Below are 21,003 nucleotides of genomic sequence, written 5' to 3' on the forward strand. Positions count from 1 at the left end.
ACACCAGTCTGGTGTAGCGCGGCATGATGACGTAAACCATGAGTGCCACGATGACGGCCGCGATCATCGCCTTGGTCGCCAGCATGGGCAGGCCACCCAGCAGCGGTGCCAGGGCCCAAGGCACGATCACAGTCAGCGGAAAGATCGCCGACAGTGTGAGCAAATACTGCTTCCATGGCTTGGGCGGCTTGAGCGTCGGTGGAGTGAACCAGAAGTCCAGCCCGGTGCGGATTTCGTAACGGTCCGCCTGCTCCAGGGCATGCTCGATTCGCTGTAGATGGTCGCGACGTTCTGGGGACAGCATCCACGCTCTGAGCGCCTCGATGCCGGCAAAGCGAATGATCACGGTGTAGTTCGGCTGATTGGCCACTGGGCGAATGACGTCGGTGGACAGGTAGCCAGGGAACCGTCGGCAGGTTTCGCGAATGTCGATGAGCCACCGCTCGTATTCCTCGCGGGCGTCGGCACGCGGGCGATGCACGATGATGCCGGTGACGGCTTCGGCGGTCGAATCGGTCGGCGGGGAAGGATTCATGCGAACACGCTCCACGGAAGATTGCGCATCGTGGTGCTGGTGCCGGGACGACCCGGCACCAGTTGCTCATGCTTTCAGCCTACTTGCCGCCCTGGAAGGTGAAGTAGCTGGTCATCAGGTTCTTGTAGTCAGGGATGTGGTTGGCCAACAGCGTACCCAGACCTTCCACGTCGTTGCGCCAGTCGCGGTGCAGTTCGCAGGCCACGCCGAACCAGTTGATGAGTTGGGCGCCTGCTGACGACATGCGGTTCCATGCGGAGTCGCGGGCGATTTCGTTGAAGGTGCCCGAGGCGTCGGTGACGACGAATACCTCGTACCCCTCCGCCAAGGCGGACAACGCCGGGAAAGCGACGCATACCTCGGTCACCACGCCAGCGATCAGCAGTTGTTTCCTGCCGGTGGCCTTCACCGCTTCTACGAAGTCGGCGTTGTCCCAGGCGTTGATCTGGCCGGGACGTGCGATGTACGGGGCATCGGGGAACAGTGCCTTGAGTTCGGGGATCAACGGGCCGTTGGGGCCATCCTCGAAGCTCGTCGTGAGAATGGTCGGCAGCCCGAAATACTTGGCAGCATCGGCCAGCGCCAGCACGTTATGTTGAAGCGCTCGGGCTCGATGTCGCGAACCAGCGACAGCAGACCTGCCTGATGATCCACCAGCAGCACGGCGGCATTGTTCTTGTCGAGTTTGACGTAGGGCTTGCTCATGTACTTCTCCTTGTTGGCACTCTGGGGAATGGGTGACGTTGCCACGATGGAACATCGCTCCACGTTGCGGCCTGGTAAACTTAGATATTCCGACGGATTTAGTCAACCATTTCGTCGGCGTCCGGCGAGCCCTGGTTGATTTCCGGTTCAGGGGGGAGCATCGGGCAGCCAGCGGTGCAATCCTGTCAACCTGGCACCTGATCATGGTCTGGGGGCGGCTCGTGCGGGGGGTGTCAACTCCGGCCAAGAACCGCGGAAACCTGGCGCCGCCAAGAAATCGGGCACGAAAATTGCCGTCCCGGATCCGGGTCAAGGGCGGGCGCCAGCCCGGCGCAGCAAACCCTTGACGCGGCGGACGGACGGGTACGCTGCGGCATGGCTGTGAGCGCGGCATGTTCGCGCTCCCAGCCATGCTGACCCGCGCCTCTCGCCGCCAGATTTCCGCGGTTTCTCACCGCCACCAACACCCCCAGTCCCCTCGGTGCGCACCAGTCGGTAGGTGACGTAGCTCTCGCCTGTCGCCTTGTTGCCGGTTCTCGTTTGGCGGATGAACCTGCGTCCGATCGCCCCGCAAAAGCAAGAGGCTGAACCACCAAGGGCGAACCATCATGGCACTGCACAAGGGCAGAAAAATCCGCCACACGAAGAAGCAACGACTTCCTGATGCACCCCGACGAGAAAGCCCAAGGTATGGGTATGGGATGTTTGAGATGGTCTGTACTGGCTTCGCGCCGGGCACGATGCGTACACCCCGAATCCCGCGGCGCTGGCGTACCTGGCCGCACACCAGCTACCCGGTGCTCGACTCCAGGCACTCACCGCCCTGGCACTGGCCGCATGGACTCCCGGCGGCGGGTTGCTGAAAGAAGATCCGAAGCATGCGTCTTTCACCGAGCACCCGGCCGAGTTCCCGGATGACGCAGTAGTTGAGGATCACGACAAGGAGGATGATCTGTAGCGCCAGGAAGTGCGGCCAGACGATTTCGGACAGCAGTTTTTCGTTGCCCGCGAGGACTCCGTGGGCCTCCCTGGCGAAGTCGTAGAGTCGCTCCAGGTAATGGATGAAGCTTGCAACCGCGTAGTAGATGACGGTTTTCCAGACGATGTTGTAGATCAGCGGCTTTTCCGGGAATCGGTTGATCGGTGGCCAAAGATCGGCGAGCAGGACGGCCTTGCCAATGATCAGCGCGGCGAGTGCGATCTGGGCCGACGACGTGACCGGCAGACCCGTCCCCTGGGTCATCAGCGCTCTGACGAAGCCGATGATGTGCAGTGCGATCAGGAAAAAGGCGGTTGGCGGCAAGACGGCCAGAAGCTCTTCCTTCAGCTTTTCGACAACTCTGTTCACCATGGTCACTCCTTTGTCTCGGTGGTGGTGCCGTACGTACGGACCCTGCTGGGTGTCCGGTCCTGGGTCATCACGCGTCGCGGTTCGACGGCTGTCGTCCGCCAGGTGCCGAGGTCCAATCGACGAGGATGCCGGCTCCAGGCGGGAGCGCGTTTCTCTTCAACTGCGTGGCACGGCGGTGGGATGAACCCATCAGCCCGCCGGGTGCTGGCGTGTCGGCGCCGCTTCGCTCGCCGGACCTCTCGCCGACTCTCGATTCGGTGCCTCGCTTCATGAGCCCAGGACACCACACCACGTCGCGCTCACCTTGCGGGTACCGGATCGCTGACTGATCAGTCCCGGTCGGCCGAGAAGCAACGGGGTGCTGCAAGACTCCGGGCGCTCGGGAAAGCCATCTCATTCCCACTCGATCGTCGCCGGTGGCTTGCTCGAGATGTCGTAGACCACGCGGTTGACGCCACGCACCTCGTTGATGATGCGGCTGGCGACCTTGCCCAGCAGGCTGTGCGGCAGCTCTGCCCAGTGTGCGGTCATGAAATCCTGTGTCTCGACCGCCCGCAGGGCGATGACGTGCTCGTAGGTACGGCCGTCACCCATGACGCCGACCGAGCGCACCGGCAGGAAGACGGCGAAAGCCTGGCTGGTCTTTTCGTACCAGCCGGCGGCGCGCAACTCGTCGATGAAGATCGCGTCGGCGCGCCGCAACAGGTCGGCGTACTCGGGCCGGACCTCGCCAAGGATGCGCACACCGAGGCCGGGGCCGGGGAAGGGGTGACGGTAGACCATCTCGTGCGGCAGGCCGAGGGCGATCCCCAGTTCGCGCACCTCGTCCTTGAACAACTCGCGCAGTGGTTCGAGCAGCGTCAGGTTGAGAGTCTCGGGCAGGCCGCCGACGTTGTGGTGGCTCTTGATGGTGTGCGCCTTCTTCGTCTTCGCTCCCGCCGACTCGATGACGTCGGGGTAGATCGTTCCCTGCGCCAGCCAACGCGCATTGGCAAGGCGTGCGGCCTCGTCCTGGAAGACCTCGACGAACTCGCGGCCGATGACCCGGCGCTTCTGCTCCGGGTCCGAGACGCCACGCAACTGCGACATGAAACGCGCCGCGGCATCGACGTGCACGACGCGAACCCCCAGGTTGCTGGCAAAGGTGTGCAGGACCTGTTCGGCCTCGTAGAGACGCAGGAGCCCGTTGTCGACGAAGACGCAGGTCAGCTGGTCGCCGATGGCACGGTGAATCAGTGCTGCGGCCACCGATGAATCGACGCCGCCCGACAGGCCGAGGATGACTTCGTCCGAGCCCACCTGCGCGCGAATCCGCGCCACCGCCTCGACGACGTAGTCGGGCATGTTCCAGTCGTGCCCGCAGCCGCAGATGTCGCGTACGAAGCGGCCGATGATCTCCGCCCCCTTGAGCGTGTGCGTCACCTCGGGGTGGAACTGCACGGCGTAGAAGCGGCGTGCCTCGTCGGCCATGGCGGCGATCGGCGTCGATTCGTTGCTGCCAATGATGCTGAATCCAGGCGGCAGCTCGGTGACCTTGTCACCGTGGCTCATCCAGACGTCGAGCAGCCCGTGCCCGTGGTCGTTGCGGCGGTCCTCGATGCCGCTGAACAGCGCCGAATGGCCGCGAGCACGCATCTCGGCATAGCCGAACTCGCGCCGCCGCGCGCTTTCGACGCGACCACCGAGTTGCGTCGCCATCGTCTGCATGCCGTAGCAGATGCCGAGAACCGGGATGCCGAGTTCGAAGACGACAGGTGGCGCCCGGAAGTCCTCGACCTCGTAGACCGAGTTCGGCCCGCCGGAAAGGATGATGCCTCGCGCGCCGAAGTCGCGGACGAAATCCTCGCCGACGTCATAGGGATGCAACTCACAGTACACTTGCTGTTCGCGCACGCGACGGGCAATCAGTTGTGCGACCTGCGAGCCGAAATCGAGAATCAGGATCTTCTGGTGGGACATATTGCGGCCTCAAGAGCAGCGGGCGGCTCGCCGCCGCCCGTTGGTCGTCGGTTCCTGCTCAATCGACGTGGTAGTTCGGCGCTTCCTTGGTGATCTGTACGTCGTGCACATGGGATTCGCGTACGCCCGAGGAAGTGATCTCGACGAAGCGCGCGCGCTCGTGCATCTCGGCGATCGTGCGGCAGCCGAGGTAGCCCATCGACGAGCGCAGACCGCCCATCAACTGGTGGATGACGGCGAGCACCGAGCCCTTGTACGGGACGCGGCCTTCGATTCCTTCGGGTACCAGCTTGTCGAGGTTGGCGGTGTCCTGGAAGTAGCGATCCGCAGCTCCGGCTGCCATGGCGCCGATCGACCCCATGCCGCGGTAGGACTTGTAGGAACGTCCCTGATAGAGTTCCACCTCGCCGGGGGCCTCCTCGGTGCCGGCGAACAGGCCGCCGAGCATGACGGCGTCGCCGCCGGCGGCGATCGCCTTGGCGATGTCGCCGGAGTAGCGGATGCCGCCGTCGGCGATCATCGGCACGTCGCTGTCCCGCAGCGCTTCCTGCACCATCTGGATGGCCGTGATCTGTGGCACGCCGACGCCGGCGACGATGCGTGTCGTGCAGATCGAGCCCGGGCCGATGCCGATCTTGACGCCGTCGGCACCGTGGTCGAGCATGGCGCGCGCAGCATCGGCGGTGGCGATGTTGCCGCCGATCACCTCGACGTCGGGGAAGGTCCTCTTGACCCAGCGGACGCGGTCGAGAACCCCTTGCGAGTGGCCATGCGCGGTGTCGACGACGAGGACGTCGACACCGGCCTCGACGAGCAGTTCGGCGCGCTCCTCGGTGCCCGGACCGACGCCGATGGCGGCGCCGACGCGCAGCCGGCCCCCTGCATCCTTGCTCGCATCGGGGTGTTCGGTGGTCTTGATGATGTCCTTGACGGTGATCAGCCCGCGCAGCTCGAAGGCATCGTTGACCACCAGGACCCGTTCGAGGCGGTGCTTGTGGATCAATGCCTTGCCTTCCTCGACGGTCGCTCCCTCGTGCACGGTGACCAGTCGCTCGCGCGGCGTCATGATGTTGCTCACCGGCTGGTCGAGCAGGGTTTCGAAGCGCAGGTCGCGGTTGGTGACGATGCCGACGACGACCTGGCCGTCGACCACCGGTACGCCGGAGATCCTGTGCAGCCGGGTCAGGGCGACGACGTCGCGTACCGACATCGTCGGCGGCACGGTGATCGGATCCTTCAGCACGCCGGATTCGAAACGCTTGACGCGCGCGACCTCCTTTGCCTGCGCCTTCGGCTTGAGGTTCTTGTGCACGATGCCGATGCCGCCCTCCTGCGCCAGGGCGATCGCCAGCCGGCTTTCGGTGACGGTGTCCATCGCCGCCGAAACCAGCGGCAGGTTGAGGCTGATGTTGCGTGTCAGGCGCGTCTTCAGGGTGACATCGCGCGGCATGATCGTCGAGTGGGCGGGGAGGAGAAGGACGTCGTCGAACGTCAGCGCCCTTTGGATTACACGCATGGCCTTTGATCCGAGGTCACAAAAACGTATTATACAGCGTGCTCCTCCACGGCTCGCTGACCATGAAACGCTTTGCTCTTGCCGCTGTCACCCTGGCGACCGCACTTGCTGCCCAGGCGCAGGTGTATCAGTGGCAGGATGAACAGAACAGGACGGTGATCTCGGATCGTCCGCCGTCTGGTCCGGTGCGGCAGCTGCGCCGGATCGACACGGTCGCACCACCGTCGCCGCCGAGCGAGCCGGCGGCAACGCCGGCGAAGACGCTGGCCGATCGCGACATGGAGTTCCGCAAGCGGCAGCAGGAGGCGCGCGATGCGGCCGAGAAGAGCGAGAACGAGCAGCGGGCGAATGCGCGAAGGCGCGAGGACTGCGAGGCGGCGCGCAAGCAACTGCGCAGCCTGGAGTCGGGCGAACGCATCTTCCTGCCAGACGGCAAGGGCGGGCGCTATCCCATCGACGACAGCGAGCGGGCGCAGGTGACCGCGCGGATGCGCGACGACCTGCAGCGCGACTGCAAGTAGCCGTTCTCGCTCATTCGCCGTCGCCAGCGCCTTTCTTCATCACCTTGCCGGCAGCGGCGCGCTGCTTGCGGACCTCCTTCGGGTCGGCGATCAGCGGCCGATAGATCTCGACGCGGTCGCGGTCGTGGAGGATGGCGTCCGGCTTGCTGAGCTTGCCGAAGACACCGATCCGGTTCGTCTTCAGGTCGATCTCCGGGTATTTCTGCAGCAGCCCCGAGGCGTCGATGGCCTGTTGCACGGTGCTGCCCGCCGGTAGCCTGAGCGTGAGCAGCTGCTGCTTCGTCGGCAGCGCGTAGATGATCTCGATGCTCAGCATCTCAGCCATGCGGTGCCCCGTGGATCTCGTCGGCACGGCGGATGAAAGCCTCGACGAAGGTGTTGGCGATCTGGCTGAAGACGGGGCCGATGACCTTCTCGAACATGCGGCTGGAGAATTCGTAGGAGAGCTGGAACTCGATCTTGCAGGCGCCGGCGGTCAGTGGCTTGAATCGCCACAACCCGTCGAGGCGGCGAAACGGTCCATCGACCAGCGTGATCTTCATCCACAACGGCGACTCCTTGTCGTTTGCCGTCGTGAAGTGCGAGCGGACGCTGCGGTAGTTGATGTGCAACGTCGCGACCGTCCGCCGCTCGTCACGGAATTCGCAGTGGGTCTGGCTGCACCAGGGCAGGAACTGCGGATAGTCCTCGACACGATCGACGAGATCGAACATCCGTTGCGATGAATGCTCGATCAGCACCGACTTCTTGACCATGGCCATCGTCTGCCACACCTCGCGAATCCTGTAGAATCACCGATTCTAGCACTCCGGAACCAGCCCAACCGAGATACGGCCGCATGAGCATCGTTGCCAACAAGAAGGCCTTTCATGACTACTTCATCGAATCGAAGCTGGAGGCGGGCATCGTTCTCGAGGGCTGGGAGGTGAAGGCGATCCGCGCCGGCCGGGCGAGCATCAAGGAAGCCTACGTCGTCCTTCGGGACGGCGAGGTCTTCCTCTTCGGCATGCACATCACACCGCTGCTGGCGGCGTCGTCACATGTCCGGCCGGACCCGGTCAGGACGCGCAAGCTGCTGCTGCACGGCAGGCAGGTCAGCAGGCTGATCGGCCAGGTCGAGCGCGCCGGCTACACGCTGCTGCCGCTCGACCTGCACCTGCAGCGCGGCCGCATCAAGGTCGAGATCGGTCTCGCCAAGGGCAAGAAGCAGCATGACAAGCGCGAGGCCGAGAAGGAGCGCGACTGGGTGCGCGAGAAGGCGCGCCTGATGCGGGTCAAGGTCTAGCCCAGCTGGCGCGGGCTGGCGTTCAGCTCAGGTGGCGCAGCGATCGTTGCTGTCGCTGCTCGGATTGCGCCGCGTCGATCAGCCGCTGCCGGACATAGTTGATGTGCGCCTCGGCCGCCAGGCGGGCAGCCTCGGCCTGGCGGCCGGCAATCGCGTCGCGGATTGCTGCGTGCTGGCGCATCAATTGCCGGCCGGTTTCCACGCTGACCGACATTTCCTGCAGCGTGTGGCGCACGTGTTCGTGCAGCAGGCGCAGGATGCTTGCCAGCAGGTGGGCGAAGACGGCGTTGTGCGCCGATTCGGCGATCGTCAGATGGAAGGCGACATCGGCAGCCACCTGCGCGCTGCGGTCACTGCCGGCATACGCCGCGTCGAGGCACAGGTACGCCTGGTCGAGACGCTGCAGATCGCTGTCCGTCGCCCGCTGCGCCGCCAGAGAGGCGGCGGACGCTTCCAGCAGGTGGCGGAACTCGAGGATGTCGTCGTGCAGCAAGGGGTGCTGCTCGAGCAACCGCTGCCAGGGATCGGTGAAGGCCGTCGTCAGTCGGTCGGTGACGAAGGTGCCGCCCCCGTGGCGACTCACCAGCAGCCCGCGCGAGACGAGCTGCTTGATCGCCTCGCGCAGTGAGGGGCGCGAGACGCCGAGTTCGAGCGCCAGCTCGCGTTCCGCCGGCAGACGGTCGCCGGGCTTGAGCGAGCCTTCGATGATCCTTGTCTCGAGCTGATGCGCGATGGCATCGGGAATGCGTGGCAGCTGCAGCTTGCTGTAGGTCATGCGCGGGCTCTCGGATCCTCTGGGCATCGGGAGCGGATTATTGCAGGAAGCCGCTGGTCTGACCAGTTGTCCGTGAGTGCACGACGGTCGGCAGGCCACATGCCGGACAACGCATACCGCGTCGGCCTCCGGCCAGCCGCACGACAGGGAATGAATCCGATCCTGATGTGGCGAGGACGTGACCAGGATTGACAAACGGCCGCAGCGACCGTAAGGTAACGGTAAGTGGTCTTACCACTTTCGCCGCAGTCTTCATGCAGGAGTGTGTCATGGATGGAAGCGAGCACCGCCGGTATCCCGAAAAGCCGGCCCGGGTGTACCTTTTCGGGACCTGCCTGATCGACCTGTTCTGCCCGCAGGCCGGGCTGGATGCGGTCCGGCTGCTCGAGCGGGAGGGGATCGAGGTGATCTTTCCCGCCGACCAGACCTGCTGCGGGCAGCCGGCGCACAGCAGCGGCTTTCCCGACCAGGCGCGGGCGGTTGCGCTGGCCCAGTTGCGGCTGTTTCCCGAGCCGTGGCCGGTGATCGTTCCTTCCGGTTCCTGCGCCGGCACGATGCGCCACCACTACCCGAAGATGTTCGCCGATGACCCGCTGCTGCAGGCCGAGGCGCAGGCGCTTGCCGATCGCGTGTTCGAGCTGTCGGAGTTCCTGCTCGAGGTGGCGAGGGTCCGCCTCAGCGACCACGGGCCGCGCGAGCGCGTCGCCCTGCATACCTCGTGTGCGGCTCGCCGCGAGATGGGTACGCACCTGCACGCGCGTGCACTGCTCGACCAGTTGCCGGCGGTGGAGGTCGTGGTCCACGCGCACGAAGCGGAATGCTGCGGCTTCGGCGGCACCTTTTCGCTGAAGCACCCGGCGATTTCGGGGGCGATGGCAGGCGACAAGGTGGATGCGCTGCAGGAGACGGGGGCGACGACCTTCGTTTCCGCCGACTGTGGCTGCATGCTCAACCTCAACCATACGCTGCAGAAAAGGGGCGGCAGCCTGCAGGGGCAGCATCTGGCCAGCTTTCTCTGGCAGCGCTGCGGCGCGGGCGCCGGAGAACCGCGGTGAGCGCCCGCGACCACATTCTGCAGCGCCTGCGGCAGGCGCCCCAGGGAGCGGTTCCCGTGCCGCCCGATGTCTGGGGTTTCCAGGCGGCCGCCGGCGCTGCGGCAGGAACCGCCGATCGCGGCGAGCGGATCCGGCTGTTCTGCGAGAAGATGGCATTCTGGCGCGGCGAGGTCGTGCGTGCCAGCCGCGACGACTGGCCGGCGACGCTGCGCGAGCTGTGCCTGGCGAAGGGCGTGCGCTCGCTGCTGCATGGCGAGAGGCACGCCGCGGCGCTCGCCGGCAGCGGGATCGCCGGCCTGCGCTGCTACGACCGGCCGGTCGAGGAGTGGAAGACGGAGCTCTTTCGCGACATCGATGCCAGCCTGACCTCGACCCGCGGCGGCATCGCCGAGACCGGCACGCTGATCATCTGGCCGGACGCCAGCGAGCCGCGCCTGTTGTCGCTGGTGCCGCCGATCCACTTCGCGCTCCTCGATGCCGACCACATCCATGCCAACCTGCTGGCGGCGATCGGCGCGCAGGACTGGAGCGGCAACCTGCCGACCAACGCGCTGCTCGTCTCGGGGCCGTCGAAGACCGCCGACATCCAGGTGACGCTGGCCTACGGTGCGCACGGGCCGAAGGAACTGGTCGTCCTGCTGCTCGACGGGGAGGATCTGCCATGAACTCACAGCCTCTGCACTTCGTTCCCGCCAGCGAGTTCCGCGAGCGCGCGGCGACGGCGGTTGCCGACCAGCACCTGCGCCGCAGCTTTCGCGGCGCGATGGATTTCCTGATCGGCAAGCGGGCGGCGCAGTTTCCGGACGCGCCGGCCTTCGAGCGTCAGCGCGCGCTCGCCGAACACATTCGCAAGTACAGCCTGGCGCGCCTGCCGGAACTGCTCGAACTGCTCGAGCGCCGGTTGACCGAGAACGGCGTCCACGTGCACTGGGCCGAAACCGCGGCCGAGGCCAACGGGATCATCATCGACATCGCCCGTCGGCATGCGACGAAGCTGATGGTCAAGGGCAAGTCGATGGTCAGCGAGGAGATCGAACTCAATCATGCGATGGCCGACGCCGGCATGGAGGCGCTGGAGAGCGACATGGGCGAATACATCGTCCAGCTCGACGGCGAGAAACCCTCGCACATCATCATGCCGGCGATCCACAAGACGAAGGAGCAGATCGCCCGCCTGTTCGCCGAGAAGGTCCCCGGTGCGCGCTACACCGATTCGGTCGACGAGCTGATCGGCATCGGCCGCGCCGTGCTGCGCGAGAAGTTCATGGCTGCCGAGATCGGGCTCTCGGGAGTCAACTTCGCGGTGGCCGAGACCGGCACGCTGTGCCTGGTCGAAAACGAGGGCAATGGTCGCATGTGTACGACCGTGCCGGACGTGCACATCGCGATCACCGGCATCGAGAAGGTCGTCGAGAAGCTCGAACACGTACCCCCGCTGTTCGCGCTGCTCACCCGCTCGGCGACCGGCCAGGCGATCACCACCTACTTCAACCTGATCAGCGGGCCGCGCAAGGCGGGGGAGAAGGATGGGCCGCGCGAAGTCCATCTGGTCCTGGTCGACAACGGGCGCACGCAGGCCTACGCCGACGAGCAACTGCGCGCCACGCTGCAGTGCATCCGCTGCGGCGCCTGCATGAACCATTGCCCGGTGTATACCCGGATCGGCGGCCACGCCTATGGCACGACCTACCCGGGCCCGATCGGCGAGATCATCTCGCCGCACCTGCTCGGACTGGCGGCGACGCACGTCCTGCCGACCGCCTCCAGCCTCTGTGGCGCCTGTGGCGAAGTCTGTCCGGTCCGCATCCCGATTCCCGAGCTGCTGGTCCGCTTGCGCGGCGAAGCGCAGCACGACGCGCGCCTCGGGCAGCAGCCGCTGCTCGGCCAGGGGGCGGCGCGCAATCTCCTGATGGATGCCGTCTGGGCAGGCTGGGCCGCGCTTTATACCCGTCCGCTGCTTTACCGTGCTTTCGGCTGGCTGGCGACCCGCCTGCGCGTGCTGACGCCGTCGCGCCAGTCGGGATGGACGCAGAGCCGAACGCCGCTGCGACCGGCCAGAAGGACGCTGCACGAGGAGATGGCGGCGAGGACACGGCGCTGAGCGTGCCTGGACCGTTCCACGGTGCAGCCGCCCGGCGGCCGGCTGTCGACGCCGCGGCCTGAATCCGCGGCAGCGATCAGTCGCGCGCGGTGAGCAGGAAATCGATCGCCTGTCGCCACCACTTTTCGTCGAGCCGATAGAACCAGTCGTTGTGATCGGCTCCCTCGATCAGCTCCAGGCGCTTGGGTTGTGGCAGCCCATCGTACAGCGCGCGGCCGAAACGCGCGGGGACGATGCGGTCATCGACGGCGACGGCGACCAGCACCGGCCGGCGCAGGTCGGCGAGATGGCTGCTGCTGTCATAGCGGTCGCGCAGCAGCAGCCTGACCGGCAGGAGCGGGTAGTGGTGGCTGGCGACATGCTCCAGCCTGTCCCACGGCGTGAACAGCAGCAGGCCGCCGATCGCTTCGCGTTGCCGGGCACTGGCGGCCGCTGCCACGCCGGCCCCGAGCGATTCGCCGATCACCAGGAGTGGTCCGCCGTAACGTTCATGCGCGAGAGCGATCGTCCTTTCGGCATCGGCCACCAGGCTCGCCTCGCCAAGCTCGCCAGCGCGCGGTCCATAGGCCGGATACTCGGCGAGGATCACGCGCAGGCCGAGCGGCACCAGAGCATCGCTGTAGAACTGGCGGTGGCCGGCGTGCCCGGCATTGCCGTGGAAGACGATCGCCGTCGCGCGCGCCGGGCCGGACGGTTCGGCCAGCAGTCCGCGGAAGTCCTCGCCGCTCGGCCAGGGAGCGAGGCCGCCGGCGGTCATCTCACCGAGGCCGGCGCGCTGCGGAAAGTAGAGCAGATGATTCTGGAACATGGCGATTCCCGTGCAGGCGAGCAGATAGGACAGGATGCAGAGGGCGACGGCACGCATGCCCGGCCAGCGCCGGGCGCCGGCAGACACCTGGCAGTCGTCACTTGCGCCGGAAATAGCGGGCGTCTTCAAACAGTGAGGAGATTTCAACCTTGCAGATCCCCGGGTTGTCAGGAATCAGGTAGAGGATCGGCGTGATCAGTTCCTCGAAGATGCCACGCAGGCTGCGTGCGCCGGTCTTGTACTCCATGGCGAGTTCGGCGATCTGCTCGAACACTCGCGGGCCGATGCTCAGCTCGACGCCTTCGTCGCGAAAGATCTCGATGTACTGGCGGTAGATCGAATTCCGGGCCGTGCTCATGATGCGCACCAGCATCGGCTTGCTCAGTTCGTGCAGCCGGGCGATCACCGGCAGGCGACCGGTGAACTCGGGAATCAGTCCGAACTCGAACAGATCGGTCGGCTTGACGCGCTTGTTGAGCCGGTCGAGGATGTTCTGGTTGTCGTCGGCCGAGGTGGCGATGAAACCGAAGCCATGCGTCCGCGCCATGATGTTTTCGAGCCCGACGAAGGCGCCGCCGCAGATGAACAGGATGTTTGCCGTGTCGATGTAGCGGTTGTCCTTCAGCTTGACCGGCGAGCCCTCCATGATCTTGAGCAGCGCGTGCTGCACGCTCTCGCCCGAACTGCTGCCCGCCGCCGCGTTCGGCGAGCGCAGCTTGTCGATCTCGTCGATGAAGACGATCCCGTGCTGCGCGTCCTCGATGCAACCATCGGCCTTGTCGAGCAGCCGCTGCAGCGCCGCCTCGATCTCCTCGTTGGCGTACTTGGTCTGCGCCAGAGAGGTCGCGTCGGCGGTGACGAAAGGCACCTTCAGCAGGCGCGACAGGGTGTCGCAGAGCAGCGTCTTGCCGGTTCCCGAGGGGCCGACGAGCAGCACGTTGCTCTTGGCGATCGTCCCCTGCTCATTGCGCAGGGTGGCGATCTTGCGGTAGTGCGAATAGACCGCGACGGCGAGCACCTTCTTGGCCTCATCCTGGCCGATGACGTACTCGTCGAGGTACCTGACGATGCTGCTGGGTGTCGTTTCTCTGGCGAGCAAGCTGTTGCACCCCGGATGCGCATGATGGTCATTCGACGATTCGCCGGCGGCGGGCGGGCCCCCCGGTCTCGAATCGCCATCTCTTGGCTATCTTACGGTGAAATGGCGGCGGGCGGGCAGCTCTGGCGCAAACAACTGGGCCCGGCTGGTCTTGCCGTCACCCGCCGCTCCGCCTCCGCCGCCTTCCTGGCATCGCCGGCCGCGTTCTCGATCGACCACCGCCAACAACGACTCCGTCTTCGCCCGCAGCTCGGGATGAGCTCGCAAGCGGTCTTCCAGACTTCGACTCGCCTTGAGCCGCCGCGGACGAGCGCGTCTGTTCGTCTTGTGCCCTACCACGCGATGCGCTGATCGAAGCCGTAGTCGGGTGCGGGTTGTGCTTGCGGATCGATGGCGTCCGATCCACTGTCCTGCATCTCCCACAGCGGCGGACCACGCGCCGGCATCACTCCGCAATTCGGTGACAGTATATGAAACTCGCTTTTTAGACCTGGACCGAGTGTGACAAGGCGAATTCCAGGCGTTGCCACCACAAACCGTCCTGGAGTTCCGTCATTCCCGCTTTCGCAGGGATGACCATACGCTCCCGGCAAACGACATAAACCGCCAGTCCGGAACTGCAGGGCTCCCGGGCCTGGCGGTGCTGCGCGCAAACCCGATTGACCACCCGCGAACGGGGCACCAACCCTCGTCAGGGTTGCCCATGGCCGTTCGTTTCACCCCATGAGCGCCGATGCCGCAGTCACGCAGCACTCCAACGTAGTCGCCAAGATCACCCTGTTCCGGTCGCTCTTCCGGGGCCGGGACGACCTCTATGCGCGCCGTTTCGCAAGCCTGCGCACCGGCAAGACGGGTTACGGCCCCGCCTGCGCGAACGAGTGGGCGCGTGGGCTGTGCGACGAACGGGCGGTCAGGTGCCAGGACTGCCCCAGTCGGCGATTCCTGCCGCTGAGCGACGAAACCATTCGCCAGCAGCTGACGGGCCGAGACGAGCGTGGTCGCGAGTTCGTCGTTGGCCTTTACCCGATGCTGCTCGACGAGACCTGCGTCTTTCTTGCCATCGACTTCGACAAGGAGGGCTGGCGTGTAGACATCGGTGCCGTTCGCGAGGCCTGCCGACGATTCGGGCTGCCGGCAGCGGTCGAGCGATCGCGCTCGGGCAACGGCGGCCACCTGTGGTTGTTCTTCGCCGAGGTCCTGCCGGCTGTTCTGGCGAGGAAGCTCGGTGCGCACATCCTCACCGAGACGATGGAACGACGACCGGAAGTCGGGCTGGATTCGTACGACCGGTTGTTTCCGAACCAGGACGCCCTGCCCAAGGGCGGTTTCGGCAACCTGATCGCATTGCCGCTGCAGAAGCGCCCGCGGGAGAGCGACGACAGCGTGTTCCTCGACGAACGCTTGCTTCCCTGGCCGGATCAGTGGGCGTTTCTCTCGACCATGCGAAGGATCACCCATGCGCAGGCAGAGTCCATCGTCCGCTCCGCCGAGCAACGCGGCCGCGTCGTGGGAGTTCGCTTTCCCGCGCTCGACGAAGACCAGGAAGGCGACGCAGAACCATGGACCGCGCCGCCCTCGCGCTGCCGAGCCGAAGCGTCGATCGTCGGGCCTTTGCCTGAAGACTGGAATTGATCTTCGGCAACGAGATCTATCTCGCCAGGGAGGGTTTGCCAGCCGCCTTGCGCAATCGTCTGCTGCGGCTGGCGGCGTTCCAGAATCCGGAGTTCTACCGGGCGCAGGCGATGCGCCTGCCGACCTTCGGCCTGCCACGGGTGATCTCCTGCGCCGAGGAGCATCCGCTGCACATCGGTCTGCCACGCGGCTGCCTGGACGAAGTCCAGGATCTGCTCGGCAGCCTCGGGATCGAGTGCATCGTGCGCGACGAGCGCCACCCCGGCGTGCCGCTGGGCGTCACGTTCGACGGCACCTTGCGGCCGCAGCAGGCGGTCGCCGCGAGGGCCCTGGCCGGCCGCGACCAGGGCGTTCTCGCGGCGACCACCGCTTTCGGCAAGACCGTCGTCGCGGCGTGGCTGATCGCCAGGCGAGGCGTCAGCACGCTGGTGCTCGTGCACCGCCAGCAACTGCTGGAGCAGTGGGTCGACGACTGGCAAGCTTCCTGGGCTTGCCGGCCAAGGCCATCGGCCGCATCGGCGGCGGCCGCAACAGGCCGAACGGCACGCTCGACGTGGCGCTGATCCAGAGCCTCGTCCGCGCCGGCGTGGTCGATGACCGCGTCGGGCAATATGGGCATCTGGTCGTGGACGAATGCCATCACCTGCCGGCATCGAGCTTCGAGCAGCTGGTCCGGCGGGCGAAGGCCCGGTATGTCCTTGGCCTGTCGGCGACCGTGACCCGCAAGGACGGGCACCACCCGATGGTCTTCATGCAGTGCGGACCGGTCCGCCATCGAGTCAGCGAGCGCGAACAGGCAGCACAGCGACCTTTCAGCCACAATGTCTGGGTGCGTCCGACGGCTTTCCGTCCGCCCGGCGCCGGGAACCCCGACCTGCGCGTCCAGTTCCATGATCTTTGCGAGGATCTGGTCGCCGACGAAAGACGAAATCGGCTGATCGTCGACGACGTTGCGGCGGCAGTTCGTGAGAGACGTTCGCCGGTCGTGCTGACCGAGAGAACCGGTCATATCGAACGACTGGCCGAGCGACTGTCGCCGATCGCGCGCCGCCTCGTGGTCCTGCGCGGCGGCATGGGCAGGCGGCAATTGCAGGATGCGCGCGCGCGACGGGTGGCCATCCCTGAGAGCGAAGAACGGGTCGTCCTGGCGACCGGCGGCTACCTCGGCGAGGGATTTGACGACGCTCGTCTCGACACCCTGCTCCTGACGCTGCCGGTTTCGTGGCGCGGAACGATTGCCCAGTATGCCGGCCGTCTGCATCGCCTGCACGACAGCAAGCGGGAGGTCCGCATCTACGACTACGCCGATCTCAATGTGCCGATGCTGGCGCGGATGTTCGACCGGCGCTGCAAGGGCTACGAAGCGGTCGGGTACTCCATTCTGCTGCCGGCCAGCGCGGTGCCCGGCTGGCCGCCGGAGGTGCCGTTGCCGGTCGAAGTGGAATGGAAGCGCGATTACGCCGCCAGCCTCCAGCGCCTGCTGCGCGATGGGGTGGACGCGCCGCTCGGCGAGCTGTTCGCGGACGTCGCTTGCACGTTCAAGCCGGAGTCGACCGGTGCCGACCGGGCGCGCAGTGCCAGCGAAGCCTTCCTCCATCGGCGCCTGCAGACGCTTCCCGACACCGCCGGCAAGTTTCGTCTCAACGTCGAATTGCCGATTCCCTTCGACGGGCGTGGCGGAATGGAGGTCGATCTGCTGGCGGCTGCGGAGCGGGTGGCGGTGGAAATCGATGGCCCGCAGCACCTGGCCGACCGCGAAGCCCACCGCCGCGACCGGCGCAAGGATGCGTTGCTGCAGAAGAACGGCTACGTTGTGCTGCGCTTTCTCGCCGAGGATGTCGGCAAACATCTCGATTTTGCCGGACCACAGGTTCGCCTGCAGGCGCAGCGCGTCATCGCCCACTCCGGTGTGCTCCTGCGTCGGGCGGAATGTCGCCGCCGCGGATTTCCGCCCACCACGCACTGCAAGCATGTTTCCTCAGCAACCTCCGGGAGCAGGGCCTGCAGATGCGCGAAGAGCAGTCGGGCCGGATTCTGCATTTCTCCGCCTTTGGGACTCGAAGTCATGAACCCTCGTCAATCAAGATGACTTCCGCGCTCGCGCCCTGGGCTTGGGCCTGGCGTGCGAAGCCTTTGTCGAAGGTGGCGAAGCGGCTGGCCGGTGCCGAGAGTGCCAGGTGCAGGGCGTCGCCGAAGTCCATGCCGCGATCGAACCAGTCGAGCGCGCGGCAGACGGCCTCGAATTGCAGGGGGCGGAAGTTGGGCAGGCCGAACAGAAGCCGCAAGCCGCGGGCAATGTCCTCCCGGCTGCAACCATTCGCCTTGAGCACCCAGGCCAGTTCCAGCAGCACGGTGGGAGGGGCGGTACAGTCTTCCTTGCCGGAAAGTAGCCTCGCCGCAGCGCGGGCCTGGGGTTTGTCGTCGTTCAGCAGGTAGCGGGCCAGGAGGTTGGTGTCGAGGGCGATCATCCTTTCGTCGTCTCGTCATCTGCCAGTAACTGGGCGGTAACGGCGGCCTCGGTCTCGCTTTCACTCAGCGAGGGCTGGCCAGCCTTCGCCAGGAAACCCAGGCCGTCGGCGACGCTGGCGGGGGGGAACGCGGGCAGGGGCTTGAGCCGGATCTCCTCGCCGACGAAGCTGATGGCGAATTCGGTGCCCGGCGCAAGATGGTGAATGTCGCGGATGCCCTTGGGGATGACGATCTGGCCCTTGGTCGAAAGCTTGACGGTTTCCATGGCGAGTAGTCGGTCGGGTAAGACGGAGCGTAAGAATATACACCCTGACAGCGCCATCGAGGTGTTGGAATCGTCGCCGGATGGTCGAGTTGCCCGGTCACGGTCGCTGGCGCGAACCTGACACTCTTGCGCCAGCGAGCGATGGCGAATCGGCGCGACCGGTCCAGTCGAGCCAGTCGCTTGTCGACGCTGGTTCGGTTGAATCTCCCATCCCACTCGTGGGGTGAATCATCGTGGTTTCTGCTGCAGCGTGCCAGGGCCGGCCGGGCATGTGTCCGTGCAGGCGCGAAATCGCATGCACCAGGGTCAGCGCATGTCGAAAGCTTCCTGATGGAAGCGCTGCCGCCGGCCCAGGCGCACCAGTCCCGCACGCAGGGTCTCGGCGAGCCCGCTCGGCCCGCAGAACCAGACCTCGGCGCCCGCCGCATCGCCCAGCGCCTCGGCCTGCAGTCGGTCGCCGGCGCGCGCGTCGTGCACCGTCAGGCGGACAGACGGCAGTTGCACGCACAGCTCCTGCAGCCGGCCGACGAAGGGATCGGTGGCGCCGTCGCGGGTGCAGTAGTGCATTTCGGCGACGGGCGATTTGGCGCGCCTGCGCGACAGGGCTTCCAGCCAGGCGAGAAAGGGCGTCACGCCGATGCCGCCGGCGATCCAGATCTGTCGCGCCCGCGGGTCGCAGCGGTCGAGGTCGAAACAGCCGTAGGGGCCTTCGATGCTGACCGGCTGGCCGACCGCCAGTCGTCGCGCCAGCGTGCCGGTGTAATCCCCGAGCGCCTTGATCTGGAAGCCGAGCGTGCCGTCGCCGCCGTCAGGATTGGCGATGGTGAAGGGATGCCCGCCCTCGCGCGCATCGAAGGTGACGAAGGCGAACTGGCCGGGGCGATGGCCGGGCCAGTCGTCGTCCACGCGGCAGCGCACGCTGGTCACCTCTGGCGCCGCCTGCTCGATGGTGACGAGCGTGGCGGCGTGGCGCCGCGTGCGGCCGATGCCGCCGGCCAGCGCGCGGAACGAAGCGTAGCTGCCGGCCGCGACGAGCGCGGCGACCAGCGCGCCGGCCGGCTGCTGCCAGTAGTCGCGCGGGGCGAGCAGTATGGCGTGGAAGGCAAGGACAAGATAGAGCACCGGCATGGCGCGATGCACGAGGCGCCAGGCGCGATAGGGAAAGCGGCGCCACAGAGTGACCGCCAGCATCAGCAGCACGGCGTAGATCGCCCATTCGCCCATGTCCTTGGCGAGGTCGCGCAGGACTTCGATGAAGCCGGCGTACTTTTCCTTCGGCAGACGCCCCTCGCGTCCGATCACGGACTTGAGGATGTCGTCGCCCATCTCGACCAGCCAGTGCGCCGCTGCCAGGCCGATGCCGAGGATACCCGCCGACTTGTGCGTCCGGTAGATGCGGTCCATGCCCCCCAGCGGCGCCTCCAGCCAGACCGGACGCGTCGCGAGCAGCATCGCCAGCGACATCAGGGCGAGCGACAGCAGGCCGCTCAGGTAGAGCAGTTCCTGGCGGGCGATCCACCACGGATGCGCTGTCGCGGGCAAGGTCGCCTGCCCGACATCCCAGCCCCAGACGGCGAGTACCAGCATGCAGAGTCCCGCCAGCAGGATCTTCATCGCAGGCTCCTCAGCGGACCGGCGCCGGCGCAGTCGTGGCCGGCGGGGTCGGCAGGTCGTCGCGGCAGCGGCGCTTGCTGCATACCGGCGCGCGCACGCCGTCGGTGGCAGGCACCTGCGAAGGGGTATCCCGCGCCGTTCGTCATGATGGAGTCCTCCATTCGTAGCGGCCGGAGCACCGGCCACGGATCGGTGTTGATGGGGTCGTCGGCGGGCGATCAGTCGTCGTAGTAGCCCCTGGACGCATCGGCATGGCAGGCGGTGCAGTTGGCGCGCGTGCGCACTTCCTGGTGCCTCCACTCCCAGTCCGGCACCTTGCGGTGCTCGCGCAGCCATTTCGGCAGTTCGGTGATGCGCAGCGGCGCACTGGCGGGCGAGGTCGTCCCCATGGCGCCACGCAGCAGCTTGTCGCCGTAACGCCGGCCGCCGCGGTCACCGGCATTGCTCACCAGATACTCGCCGATCTTCGCGGCGACAGCCGGATCGAGCGCGGCGTCGTCGCCGAAGTGGTCCTTCAGGCTGGCCATCATTCGTTGCCAGGAAGCAGCCGGAAGCATCGACGGCGCGAAGGCGATGTGGCAGCCGCCACACTCTTCTTTGACGAGAGGATCGGCCACCGGCGGGAAGTAGTGGCTGCCGCCGGCCTGCGCGCGGCCGAGCACGATGGCCGAGAAAGCCAGCACGACGGCACCGAGGACGAGCGGACGCAGCGGCAACGCACGGGCCGTATCCAGAGGTTTCGGGTTCATGACGGGTTCCTTCCTGTCCATGGAGAGCGGTGGCATCGCGGCCTACTGGGTGAGCATGAATGCCAGCCAGTCGCCCTTCTCGAGCGGCGTGCATTCGCGACCGAGCACTTCGTTGCAGTTGCGCCTGAACCACTTCTCGACCTTGGCCGGGTCGCTGTAACGTGCCGGGGAAGCGGACAGCGCCATCGCCTCGACGACCTTGCCGGCCGGCGTGCGGCCGGCACCGCGCGGGTCGTTGCCGTGGCACGCGGTGCAGGCCGGCGACTCCGGCTTGCCGCCGGCGAAGTTCTGCCTGTGCAGGGTCTTGCCGCGCGCTGCGGAGAAGCCGGAGAAGGCCGGGTTGGCCGCACGGGCAGCTGCCGCGTAGGCAGCCAGCTGGTCGTCGCGCGGGCCGGCGGCGGCCACGGGCAGGGCCATGACGAGAGCCACGGCGAGTACGGGCAGGACGGTGATCGGCTTCATGGCGAACTCCTTTTCGCTCGGATGATGACGCCACGATGACAGCCGACGGCTGAACGAAGGCTGAACCGTGCGTTCATCTTCGGTTAAGCTCGACCAGGATAG

At 66.4% G+C, this 21,003-nt stretch carries 22 protein-coding genes and 1 pseudogene; 8 read left to right on the forward strand and 15 right to left on the reverse strand.

The genetic code is table 11. The features are described 5' to 3' along the window. The 5 genes and pseudogenes from NFW30_RS18060 to guaB form a co-directional block, all read right to left on the reverse strand. Positions 1-535 (reverse strand): antibiotic biosynthesis monooxygenase (locus NFW30_RS18060; protein WP_295350829.1); only part of this gene is annotated, 535 nt, incomplete at its 3' end. Between the two features lie 79 nt (positions 536-614). Next, positions 615-1,240, reverse strand: a pseudogene (ycaC, locus tag NFW30_RS18065) (isochorismate family cysteine hydrolase YcaC). Positions 1,241-2,030: 790 nt separating this feature from the next. Then, positions 2,031-2,591, reverse strand: a complete 561-nt coding sequence (locus NFW30_RS18070; RefSeq protein WP_363322121.1) for a hypothetical protein — start codon at positions 2,589-2,591, stop codon at positions 2,031-2,033. 393 nt (positions 2,592-2,984) lie between these two features. After that, entirely contained in the window at positions 2,985-4,550 is a 1,566-nt protein-coding gene (guaA, locus tag NFW30_RS18075; protein WP_295350826.1) for a glutamine-hydrolyzing GMP synthase, read from the reverse strand. Between the two features lie 58 nt (positions 4,551-4,608). Further along, positions 4,609-6,066, reverse strand: coding sequence for an IMP dehydrogenase (gene guaB, locus NFW30_RS18080; protein ID WP_295350823.1), 1,458 nt, complete (start codon positions 6,064-6,066; stop codon positions 4,609-4,611). A gap of 62 nt (positions 6,067-6,128) precedes the next feature. Between guaB and NFW30_RS18085 the strand changes: the two genes are divergently transcribed. Beyond that, a complete protein-coding gene (locus NFW30_RS18085) occupies positions 6,129-6,587 on the forward strand; it encodes a DUF4124 domain-containing protein (RefSeq protein ID WP_295350819.1) in 459 nt (152 codons plus the stop codon). 10 nt (positions 6,588-6,597) lie between these two features. On the opposite strand, the gene NFW30_RS18090 is transcribed toward NFW30_RS18085, so the two are convergent. Continuing rightward, entirely contained in the window at positions 6,598-6,912 is a 315-nt protein-coding gene (locus tag NFW30_RS18090) for an RnfH family protein (protein WP_295350815.1), read from the reverse strand. Beyond that, positions 6,905-7,348, reverse strand: coding sequence for a type II toxin-antitoxin system RatA family toxin (locus tag NFW30_RS18095; RefSeq protein ID WP_295350848.1), 444 nt, complete (start codon positions 7,346-7,348; stop codon positions 6,905-6,907). The genes NFW30_RS18090 and NFW30_RS18095 overlap by 8 nt, the downstream gene beginning before the upstream one ends. A 77-nt stretch (positions 7,349-7,425) precedes the next feature. Between NFW30_RS18095 and smpB the strand changes: the two genes are divergently transcribed. Next, the gene (gene smpB / locus NFW30_RS18100; protein WP_295350812.1) at positions 7,426-7,872 is read left to right on the forward strand and encodes an SsrA-binding protein SmpB; all 447 of its coding nucleotides are present in this window, start codon (positions 7,426-7,428) and stop codon (positions 7,870-7,872) included. Positions 7,873-7,894: 22 nt separating this feature from the next. Here the strand turns inward: smpB and NFW30_RS18105 are convergent, their stop codons facing one another. After that, the gene (locus tag NFW30_RS18105) at positions 7,895-8,647 is read right to left on the reverse strand and encodes a GntR family transcriptional regulator (protein ID WP_295350809.1); all 753 of its coding nucleotides are present in this window, start codon (positions 8,645-8,647) and stop codon (positions 7,895-7,897) included. Between the two features lie 269 nt (positions 8,648-8,916). Between NFW30_RS18105 and NFW30_RS18110 the strand changes: the two genes are divergently transcribed. The 3 genes from NFW30_RS18110 to NFW30_RS18120 are packed head-to-tail and all read left to right on the forward strand — an operon-like array spanning position 8,917 to position 11,803. After that, positions 8,917-9,702 (forward strand): (Fe-S)-binding protein, encoded by a 786-nt coding sequence (locus NFW30_RS18110; protein WP_295350807.1) that lies wholly within the window; start codon positions 8,917-8,919, stop codon positions 9,700-9,702. Next, a complete protein-coding gene (locus tag NFW30_RS18115; protein WP_295350804.1) occupies positions 9,699-10,367 on the forward strand; it encodes an LUD domain-containing protein in 669 nt (222 codons plus the stop codon). Before NFW30_RS18110 ends, NFW30_RS18115 begins: the two co-directional genes overlap by 4 nt. Beyond that, positions 10,364-11,803, forward strand: coding sequence for a LutB/LldF family L-lactate oxidation iron-sulfur protein (locus NFW30_RS18120; protein ID WP_295350801.1), 1,440 nt, complete (start codon positions 10,364-10,366; stop codon positions 11,801-11,803). Before NFW30_RS18115 ends, NFW30_RS18120 begins: the two co-directional genes overlap by 4 nt. Positions 11,804-11,879: 76 nt before the next feature. Here NFW30_RS18120 and NFW30_RS18125 read toward each other — a convergent pair whose 3' ends face one another. Next, entirely contained in the window at positions 11,880-12,668 is a 789-nt protein-coding gene (locus NFW30_RS18125) for an alpha/beta hydrolase (protein WP_295350798.1), read from the reverse strand. A 40-nt stretch (positions 12,669-12,708) separates the two neighbouring features. Then, positions 12,709-13,710 carry an AAA family ATPase gene (locus NFW30_RS18130; protein WP_295350795.1) on the reverse strand — a complete coding sequence of 334 codons (1,002 nt, stop codon included), beginning with the start codon at positions 13,708-13,710 and terminating at the stop codon, positions 12,709-12,711. Between the two features lie 723 nt (positions 13,711-14,433). Here NFW30_RS18130 and NFW30_RS20115 point away from each other — a divergent pair. Genes NFW30_RS20115 through NFW30_RS20125 form a run of 3 tightly spaced genes read left to right on the forward strand, consistent with a single transcriptional unit; the run spans position 14,434 to position 17,431 of the window. After that, the gene (locus NFW30_RS20115) at positions 14,434-15,342 is read left to right on the forward strand and encodes a hypothetical protein (RefSeq protein ID WP_363322122.1); all 909 of its coding nucleotides are present in this window, start codon (positions 14,434-14,436) and stop codon (positions 15,340-15,342) included. Continuing rightward, positions 15,339-15,905 carry a DEAD/DEAH box helicase family protein gene (locus NFW30_RS20120; protein ID WP_363322123.1) on the forward strand — a complete coding sequence of 189 codons (567 nt, stop codon included), beginning with the start codon at positions 15,339-15,341 and terminating at the stop codon, positions 15,903-15,905. Before NFW30_RS20115 ends, NFW30_RS20120 begins: the two co-directional genes overlap by 4 nt. Then, complete coding sequence (locus NFW30_RS20125) at positions 15,833-17,431, forward strand: DUF559 domain-containing protein (RefSeq protein WP_363322124.1); 1,599 nt, start codon at positions 15,833-15,835, stop codon at positions 17,429-17,431. Before NFW30_RS20120 ends, NFW30_RS20125 begins: the two co-directional genes overlap by 73 nt. Here NFW30_RS20125 and NFW30_RS18140 read toward each other — a convergent pair. The 5 genes from NFW30_RS18140 to NFW30_RS18160 all read right to left on the reverse strand — a co-directional run bounded on the left by NFW30_RS18140 (position 17,406) and on the right by NFW30_RS18160 (position 20,856). After that, on the reverse strand, positions 17,406-17,810 hold the full coding sequence (locus tag NFW30_RS18140; protein WP_295350792.1) for a type II toxin-antitoxin system VapC family toxin: 405 nt from the start codon (positions 17,808-17,810) through the stop codon (positions 17,406-17,408). The two genes, NFW30_RS20125 and NFW30_RS18140, sit on opposite strands and share 26 nt — an antisense overlap. Further along, positions 17,807-18,076 carry an AbrB/MazE/SpoVT family DNA-binding domain-containing protein gene (locus NFW30_RS18145; RefSeq protein ID WP_295350790.1) on the reverse strand — a complete coding sequence of 90 codons (270 nt, stop codon included), beginning with the start codon at positions 18,074-18,076 and terminating at the stop codon, positions 17,807-17,809. The genes NFW30_RS18140 and NFW30_RS18145 overlap by 4 nt, the downstream gene beginning before the upstream one ends. A 306-nt stretch (positions 18,077-18,382) precedes the next feature. Beyond that, the gene (locus NFW30_RS18150) at positions 18,383-19,690 is read right to left on the reverse strand and encodes a ferric reductase-like transmembrane domain-containing protein (RefSeq protein ID WP_295350787.1); all 1,308 of its coding nucleotides are present in this window, start codon (positions 19,688-19,690) and stop codon (positions 18,383-18,385) included. Between the two features lie 218 nt (positions 19,691-19,908). After that, positions 19,909-20,439 (reverse strand): diheme cytochrome c, encoded by a 531-nt coding sequence (locus NFW30_RS18155; protein ID WP_295350784.1) that lies wholly within the window; start codon positions 20,437-20,439, stop codon positions 19,909-19,911. 42 nt (positions 20,440-20,481) lie between these two features. Then, entirely contained in the window at positions 20,482-20,856 is a 375-nt protein-coding gene (locus NFW30_RS18160; protein ID WP_295350846.1) for a DUF1924 domain-containing protein, read from the reverse strand. Positions 20,857-21,003 lie beyond the last annotated feature (147 nt).

This window comes from Accumulibacter sp. (assembly GCF_023806635.1).
Classification (GTDB): Bacteria; Pseudomonadota; Gammaproteobacteria; order Burkholderiales; family Rhodocyclaceae; genus Accumulibacter.

Coding starts and splice junctions, on each gene's coding strand:
- NFW30_RS18070 (WP_363322121.1), bottom strand. CDS start 2,591: ATGGTGAACAGAGTTGTCGAAAAGCTGAAGGAAGAGCTTCTGGCCGTC.
- guaA (WP_295350826.1), bottom strand. CDS start 4,550: ATGTCCCACCAGAAGATCCTGATTCTCGATTTCGGCTCGCAGGTCGCA.
- guaB (WP_295350823.1), bottom strand. CDS start 6,066: ATGCGTGTAATCCAAAGGGCGCTGACGTTCGACGACGTCCTTCTCCTC.
- NFW30_RS18085 (WP_295350819.1), top strand. CDS start 6,129: ATGAAACGCTTTGCTCTTGCCGCTGTCACCCTGGCGACCGCACTTGCT.
- NFW30_RS18090 (WP_295350815.1), bottom strand. CDS start 6,912: ATGGCTGAGATGCTGAGCATCGAGATCATCTACGCGCTGCCGACGAAG.
- NFW30_RS18095 (WP_295350848.1), bottom strand. CDS start 7,348: ATGGCCATGGTCAAGAAGTCGGTGCTGATCGAGCATTCATCGCAACGG.
- smpB (WP_295350812.1), top strand. CDS start 7,426: ATGAGCATCGTTGCCAACAAGAAGGCCTTTCATGACTACTTCATCGAA.
- NFW30_RS18105 (WP_295350809.1), bottom strand. CDS start 8,647: ATGACCTACAGCAAGCTGCAGCTGCCACGCATTCCCGATGCCATCGCG.
- NFW30_RS18110 (WP_295350807.1), top strand. CDS start 8,917: ATGGATGGAAGCGAGCACCGCCGGTATCCCGAAAAGCCGGCCCGGGTG.
- NFW30_RS18120 (WP_295350801.1), top strand. CDS start 10,364: ATGAACTCACAGCCTCTGCACTTCGTTCCCGCCAGCGAGTTCCGCGAG.
- NFW30_RS18125 (WP_295350798.1), bottom strand. CDS start 12,668: ATGCGTGCCGTCGCCCTCTGCATCCTGTCCTATCTGCTCGCCTGCACG.
- NFW30_RS20115 (WP_363322122.1), top strand. CDS start 14,434: ATGAGCGCCGATGCCGCAGTCACGCAGCACTCCAACGTAGTCGCCAAG.
- NFW30_RS18140 (WP_295350792.1), bottom strand. CDS start 17,810: ATGATCGCCCTCGACACCAACCTCCTGGCCCGCTACCTGCTGAACGAC.
- NFW30_RS18145 (WP_295350790.1), bottom strand. CDS start 18,076: ATGGAAACCGTCAAGCTTTCGACCAAGGGCCAGATCGTCATCCCCAAG.
- NFW30_RS18150 (WP_295350787.1), bottom strand. CDS start 19,690: ATGAAGATCCTGCTGGCGGGACTCTGCATGCTGGTACTCGCCGTCTGG.
- NFW30_RS18155 (WP_295350784.1), bottom strand. CDS start 20,439: ATGAACCCGAAACCTCTGGATACGGCCCGTGCGTTGCCGCTGCGTCCG.
- NFW30_RS18160 (WP_295350846.1), bottom strand. CDS start 20,856: ATGGCCCTGCCCGTGGCCGCCGCCGGCCCGCGCGACGACCAGCTGGCT.